The 6,833-nt window shown below is 72.3% G+C and carries 6 protein-coding genes and 1 pseudogene; 3 read left to right on the top strand and 4 right to left on the bottom strand.

All coding sequences use genetic code 11. The annotated features are described in order from the left end of the window. Positions 1–826 (bottom strand): SDR family oxidoreductase (locus JF597_RS00855; protein ID WP_293986728.1); only part of this gene is annotated, 826 nt, incomplete at its 3' end. A 76-nt stretch (positions 827–902) separates the two neighbouring features. On the opposite strand from JF597_RS00855, the gene JF597_RS00850 reads away from it, so the two are divergent. The 3 genes and pseudogenes from JF597_RS00850 (at position 903) to JF597_RS00840 (ending at position 4,547) form a co-directional block, all read left to right on the top strand. Beyond that, complete coding sequence (locus JF597_RS00850; RefSeq protein WP_293986725.1) at positions 903–1,682, top strand: formate/nitrite transporter family protein; 780 nt, start codon at positions 903–905, stop codon at positions 1,680–1,682. Next, positions 1,657–4,059, top strand: a pseudogene (locus JF597_RS00845) (molybdopterin-dependent oxidoreductase). Before JF597_RS00850 ends, JF597_RS00845 begins: the two are co-directional and overlap by 26 nt. Continuing rightward, the gene (locus tag JF597_RS00840) at positions 4,056–4,547 is read left to right on the top strand and encodes a hypothetical protein (protein ID WP_293986723.1); all 492 of its coding nucleotides are present in this window, start codon (positions 4,056–4,058) and stop codon (positions 4,545–4,547) included. The pseudogene JF597_RS00845 and the gene JF597_RS00840 overlap by 4 nt, the downstream one beginning before the upstream one ends. A 3-nt stretch (positions 4,548–4,550) precedes the next feature. Here JF597_RS00840 and JF597_RS00835 read toward each other — a convergent pair whose 3' ends face one another. From JF597_RS00835 to JF597_RS00825, 3 genes are all read right to left on the bottom strand, one after another. Continuing rightward, on the bottom strand, positions 4,551–5,447 hold the full coding sequence (locus tag JF597_RS00835) for an aldose 1-epimerase family protein (RefSeq protein WP_293986721.1): 897 nt from the start codon (positions 5,445–5,447) through the stop codon (positions 4,551–4,553). Position 5,448: 1 nt separating this feature from the next. Then, entirely contained in the window at positions 5,449–6,411 is a 963-nt protein-coding gene (gene moaA, locus JF597_RS00830; protein ID WP_293986719.1) for a GTP 3',8-cyclase MoaA, read from the bottom strand. Then, a partial coding sequence (locus JF597_RS00825) for a molybdenum cofactor biosynthesis protein MoaE (RefSeq protein WP_293986717.1) occupies positions 6,405–6,833 on the bottom strand: 429 nt, incomplete at its 5' end. The genes moaA and JF597_RS00825, both read right to left, overlap by 7 nt.

Below are 6,833 nucleotides of genomic sequence, written 5' to 3'. Positions count from 1 at the left end.
GGTTGGCGGGGCTGGTGTGCGCGTTCGGCTGGTCGGTCTGCTGGCTGCTGAACCCGGAACGGGCGAGGTAGCGGTCGAGCAGGCCGGGTGCGACGGCGTTCGCGATGAGGGTCAGGGCGGTGGTTTCGCCGCACCAGTACTCGCGGCGCTGCGGGTGCTCGGCGGCGTACACGACGGTCCGGGCGATGACCTCGGGCTGGTAGATCGGCGGCACCGGCTGCGCCTTGTGCGACAGCTTGTTGACCACCCAGTCGAACTGCGGCGTGTTCACCGCTGGCAGCTGGACCATCGTGGTCTGCACCCCGGAGCCCTCGTGCAGGAGCTCGCAGCGCAGCGACTCGTGGAAGCCCTGCGTCGCGTGCTTCGCGCCGCAGTACGCGCTCTGCAGCGGGATGCCGCGGTACGCCAGCGTCGAGCCGACCTGCACGACGGCGCCGCGGTCGCGCGGGAACATGTGCCGCAGGGCTGCGCGGGTGCCGTTGACGAAGCCGAGGTAGGTCACCTCGGTCACGCGCTGGAACTCGTCCGGGTCGACGTCGACGAAGCGTGCGAAGACCGCGCTGAACGCCACGTTCACCCAGATCGTGATCGGCCCGAGCTCGTCCTCCACCCGTTGCGCGGCCACCTCCACCGCGCGCCAGTCCGCCATGTCGGTGGGCACCGCGAGCGCGCGCCGGCCGCGCTGCTCCACCTCCGCTCCCGCGGCGGCCAGCCCGGCGTCGCCGCGGGCCAGCAGCGCCACGTCGTACCCCTTGTCGGCGAAGGCTCGGACGCAGGCCCGTCCGACCCCACCGCTCGCACCCGTCACGACCACCACGTCTGTCATGACTGGCCTGTCACCGCACCGGCAAGCCGTCAAACGAGGTCTGTCTGATCCGTGCCCGAACGGGCACAGGCCAGGCATGGCCGAGACCGAGACCAGCAGGCTGTCGGCTGCCGAGATCTACGACCGCGTCACCTCCGGGGCCGAGGAGGAGCTGGCGCGGCCGTGGCACAACCTCGGGTTCTCCGCGGTCGGCGCCGGCCTGTCGATGGGCCTGTCGGGCCTCGGCGTCGCTGTCCTGCAGACCGCGAGCCACTCGACCGCGCCCTGGACGTACACGGCGTACCCCCTCGGCTTCCTCGTCGTCATCCTCGGCCGGATGCAGCTGTTCACCGAGAACACGCTGTTCCCGGTGGCCCTGGTGCTCTCCACCCGCCGGCACCTGGCCGCGACCGCGCGCCTGTGGGGGATCGTGCTGGCCGGCAACCTCGTCGGCACGCTGCTGTTCGCGCTGCTGGCGACCACGACGCCGGCCGTGGAGCGGTGGCGCCCGACGCTGTCGGCACTGGGCAACGAATCCGGAGAGCGCGGCTTCTCGACGCTGTTCTGGACCGCCGTCGTCGGCGGCTGGCTGGTCGCACTGGTGGGCTGGCTGGTGACCGCCAGCACCGACACCGTCGGGCAGGTGCTGCTCGTGGTCAGCCTGACGTTCCTGGTCGGCGTCGGGCACTTCACGCACTCGATCGCCGGCAGCGGCGAGGTGCTGACCGCCCTGCTCCGGGGCGACCTGTCGCTGTCGTCGTACCTGACCTGGTTGATCGCCGCCGTCCTCGGCAATGCCGTGGGCGGAGTGCTCATCGTCGCGCTGCTCAACTACGGGCAGGTGCACGTCCCTGGAGGTGACCGTGACACGTCGTGACCGCATCGCTGACCCGTGGGGCGGCCGGACCCCGTTCGCGCCCGGCCAGGAGTGGCCCGCGCGGATCGACAGCTTCGTCGTCGAGGAGCCCGACCGATGGGTGCAGAGCGCCTCGGTGCTGCACAGCAACGGCGACGCCATGGACATCGGGGTGAAGGACGGCCGGATCGTCGGCGTACGCGGCCGGGCCGTCGACCGCGTCAACCGCGGCCGGCTGGACCCGAAGGACCTCTACGGCTGGCAGGCCAACGGCTCCCGCGACCGGCTGACCCGCCCGCTCGTACGACGTGACGGCGCGCTGGTCGAGACCGACTGGGACACCGCGATGGAGCTGGTCGTCCGTCGGACGGAGGAGCTGCTCGACGAGCAGGGCCCGTCGGCGCTGGGCTTCTACACGACCGGTCAGCTGTTCCTCGAGGAGTACTACACGCTCGCGACGCTGGTCCGGGGCGGGCTGTCGTGCAACCACCTCGACGGCAACACCCGGCTGTGCACCGCGACGGCCGGTGAGTCGCTGAAGGAGACCTTCGGCGCGGACGGGCAGCCAGGCAGCTACGCCGACGTCGACCACTGCGACACGCTGGCGCTGTACGGCCACAACGTCGCCGAGACGCAGAGCGTGCTCTGGATGCGGGTGCTCGACCGGCTGGAGGGATCGGACCCGCCGCGGCTGCTCGTCGTGGACCCGCGGCAGACCAAGGTCGCCGAGCGGGCGACAGTGCACCTGCGGCCCCTGCCCGGCACGAACGTCGCGCTGCTCAACGCCCTGCTGCAGCAGCTGATCGAGCACGACTGGGTGGACCACGACTTCGTCGAGTCCCACTGCGTCGGGTACGAGCAGCTGGCCCAGGTCGTCGCGTCGTACACCCCCGCCCGGGCAGCCGAGATCTGTCAGGTACGTGAGCGCGACATCGAGCGGGCTGCCGAGCTGCTGGGCTCGGCGCAGCGGCTGCTGTCGACCGTCCTGCAGGGCGTCTACCAGTCCAACCAGGCCACCCTGGCGGCGATGCAGGTCAACAACCTGAACCTGCTGCGCGGCATGCTCGGCAAGCCGGGCTGCGGCATCCTGCAGATGAACGGCCAGCCGACTGCGCAGAACACCCGCGAGACCGGGGCCAACGGTGACCTGGCCGGGTTCCGCAACTGGCAGAACGACGAGCACGTCGCCGACCTGGCGCGGGTGTGGAACGTCGAGCCGACGAAGATCCCGCACTACGGGCCGCCGACCCATGCCATGCAGATCTTCCGGTACGCCGAGCAGGGCTCCATCCGGTTCCTCTGGGTCAACGGGACCAACCCCGCCGTCTCGCTGCCGGAGCTCGGCCGGATCCGCTCGCTGCTCAGCCAGGAGCGGCTGTTCCTGGTCGTGCAGGACCTGTTCCTCAACGAGACCGCCGAGCTGGCCGACGTGGTCCTGCCCGCGGCCACCTGGGGCGAGAAGACCGGCACGTTCACCAACGCCGACCGCACCGTGCACCTGTCGGAGAAGGCGGTGGAGCCTCCCGGTGAGGCGCGGCCCGACCTGGACATCTTCCTCGACTACGCGCGGCGGCTGGACCTGCGCGACAAGGACGGCGGCCCGCTGATCCACTGGTCGACACCGGAGCAGGCGTTCGAGGCGTGGGTGGAGTGCAGCAAGGGACGGCCGTGCGACTACAGCGGCATCAGCTACGACCTGCTGCGCGACGGCTCCGGCGTGCAGTGGCCGCTCGGCCAGGAGCGGCTCTACACCGACGGCATCACCTTCGCCGCACCGGACAAGTGCGAGTCCTACGGCAAGGACCCGGTGACAGGAGCACCGACCGAGCCGACCGAGTACAAGGCCACCAACCCCGAAGGGAAGGCGCTGCTGAAGGGAGCCGAGTTCGTGCTGCCGCACGAGGTCCCCAGCTCGGACTTCCCGCTGGTGCTGACCACCGGCCGCACCCTCTACCAGTTCCACACCCGCACCAAGACCGACCGCGCCCCCCAGCTGCACAAGGCGGCCCCCGACGTCTGAGTGGAGCTGTCGGCCGGCGACGCGACCCGGCTGGGGCTGGAGGAGGGTGACCTGCTGGAGGTGGCCACGCCGCGTGCTGCCGTGCAGGCGCGGCTGCGGATCAGCGGCATCCGCGACGGCGTCGCGTTCCTGCCCTTCCACTACGGCTACTGGGACGGCGCCGGCGAGCCCCGGGCTGCGAACGAGCTGACCCTCACCGACTGGGACCCGCTGTCGAAGCAGCCGATGTTCAAGACCGCCGCCTGCCGGGTGCGGCTGCTCACCCGCGACGGGCAGCCGTCGCCGGCGCCGACGACCACCGCCTCCGCGCCGGTGGCGCAGAACCTGCCGGCGACGTGCGGTGGCGCCGAGGCCGAGGTGGAGGAGGTGCTCGTATGACCAAGGCACTCGAGGCCGTCCTGCGCGAGCTGCACGAGGGAGAGGTGGAGCTCGAGAAGGAGCTGCACGTCGTCGCCGACCGGCACAGCGTGGAGCACGAGGTGCGGCACGTCGCCGTCGACCTGGCTCGCTGGTCGCTGCAGAACCGGGAGGCGCTGGAGCCGATCCTGGCCCGCTTCGGGACCTCGGCAGAGACCGAGCCCCAGGCCGGCGCCACGACGGGCCAGCAGCTCCGCGAGCGGACGGCCGAGCTGCTCGGCCGTCGTCCGGAGCCGGGCCTGCTGCTGATGCGCGACGTCCGGCACCTCTACCTGCTCGCCTCCGGCAACTCCGTCCTCTGGACGGTGCTGGGCCAGGGGGCGCAGGCGACCAAGGACACCGAGCTGCTCGAGGTGGTGACCGCCTGCCACGAGCGCACCATCCGGCAGACCGTGTGGTGCAACAGCATGCTGAAGGTGCTCAGCCCGCAGCTGCTCGCGGCGGTGTGAGGCTCAGGCGAGCCGGACGCCCCAGGACAGGTCGAGCCGCTCCTCCGGCGCCAGCACGACCAGGTCGGTGCCGGTGACGAGGGCGTTCGGCGGCGCCGTCATCGGCTCGACGCCGAGCCCGCGGCGCCGCCGCTGCGGCGCGAGCGTGTCCCCGGTGAACACCTCGATCCAGCCGTAGCCGGCACCGCTCCACAGCTCGATGACCTGCCCGTCGGGCCGCTCGAGCCGGACCACCGGGTTGTGCTCGACGTCGCCGAAGGCCGCGTCGACCTTCAGGTCCCCCAGCCGCCGCGGCTGCCGGAAGTCGTGGTCGCTGCCGTCGACAGGCACCCGGTCCAGCGGGATGCCGCGGTCGTCGGTCGGCAGGTAGCTCGCGGCCGGGACGGTGAGCACGCAGTCGTCGACCAGCCCACCGCCGGCCGACAGGTAGGGGTGGGCGCCGGCGGCGACCGGAGCGGGTCGAGGACCCAGGTTCTCGAGCGAGGTGTGGACCGTGAGCTCGCGGTCGGTGAGGGCGTAGCGCAGGTCGCAGCGGATCGGGAACGGCCAGCCCGGCTGCGGGTGCAGGCGGAACCGCAGGTGCACGGCGCCGGCGGCCAGCTCGACGAGCTCCCAGTTGGCCCACCGGGTGAGGCCGTGGATCGCGTTGCCCTTGTCCGGCTCGGTGAGCGCCAGCTGCTGCTGCTCGCCCTCCCACGTCCACCGCCCGTCCGCGACGCGGTTCGGCCACGGCAGCAGCGACTGGCCACGGGCGCCGTCGCAGACGGCGTCCTCCGCGAAGCCGTCCAGGACCTGGACCTCGCCGATGTCGAACGACCGGATCCCGCCGCCGACCTCGGTGACGACCGCGACGGCGTCGCCGGAGCGCAGGACGTGCTGCTGCCCGGACGGGTTCTCCACCTCAGCCCCCGATCTCCGACATCGTCCGCTCCGGCTGCTGGAACCCCGGCAGCCCGATGCCGTGGCCCGCGCCCTTGCGCGCCAGCGTGGCGTGCAGGAACTCAGCGAGCGCGTCGTCGCTGCCACCGCCGCGCAGCAGCGGACGGAGGTCGTCCTCGTCACGGGCGAACAGGCACGACCTCAGGTGCCCGTCCGCGGTGAGGCGCAGCCGGTCGCAGTCGCCGCAGAACGGCCGCGTCACGGACGCGATCACCCCCACCGGCGGGCCGCTGCCGTCCAGCTGCCACAGCTCCGCGGGCGCGCTCTCGCGGCCGTCGAGGGGCGTCACGGCGTACGCCGAGCCGAGGACCTCGAGGACCTCCTCGGCGGTCACCATGTCGCTGCGCTCCCAGCTGCCCTCCGGGCCCAGCGGCATGTGCTCGATGAACCGCAGCTGGAGCTCCTCCGCGCGCGCCCAGGCGACCAGCTCGAGGATCTCGTCGTCGTTCACGCCACGCATCAGGACGGTGTTGACCTTCACCGGTGTGAGGCCGGCGGCGCGGGCGGCGTACAGGCCGTCCAGGACGGCCTCGTGCCCACCGCGCCGGGTGAGCATCCGGAACCGGTCGGGGCGCAGCGTGTCCACGCTGACGTTGACCCGGTGCAGCCCGGCGGCCTTGAGCTCGTCGGCCAGCCGGGCGAGGCCCATCCCGTTGGTGGTCAGGCTCAGGTCAGGGACGTCGATGGCGGCGACGATGTCGACGATGTCGCGGCGCAGCAGCGGCTCGCCGCCGGTCAGCCGCACCTCGGTGATGCCCTCGCGCACCGCCACCCGCACGACCCGGGCGATCTCGTCGGCGGTGAGCACATCCTGCGCCCAGGGCAGCCCCTCCGCCGGCATGCAGTAGGTGCAGCGCAGCTGGCAGCGGTCGGTGAGCGAGACCCGCAGGTCCCGGTGCACGCGGCCGAAGCCGTCGGTCAGCACGAGCCCACCCACTCGTGGGTGCCGTCGGTGAAGACCTGCTTCTTCCAGACCGGCAGGGAGTGCTTCACGTCCTCCACCAGCTGGGCGCAGTGGCGGAAGGCCTCGGCCCGGTGCGCGGTCGCGACGACAGCGACCAGCGCGACGTCGCCGACCACGAGCCGGCCGGTCCGGTGCGCGACAGCCACCGTGAGCACCTCCGGCTCGGCCGCCACCTTCTCGGCCAGCCCGCGCAGCACCTCCCCCGCCGACGGGTGCGCGGTGTACTCGAGCTCCACGACCTCCCGGCCACCGTCCAGGTCGCGGACCCGGCCGACGAACGTCACCACCGCGCCGGAGCCGGCGTGGGCGCTCTCCATCGCGGCCGCGTCCAGCGGCTCGTCGGTGACGCGGGCGACTACCTCCACAACAGGTTCCTCTCCCAG

Origin of the sequence: Streptomyces sp. (assembly GCF_019510245.1) — a bacterium.
Taxonomy (GTDB): Bacteria; Actinomycetota; Actinomycetes; order Streptomycetales; family Streptomycetaceae; genus Streptomyces.
This window is presented reverse-complemented; position numbering and strand designations above follow the sequence as displayed.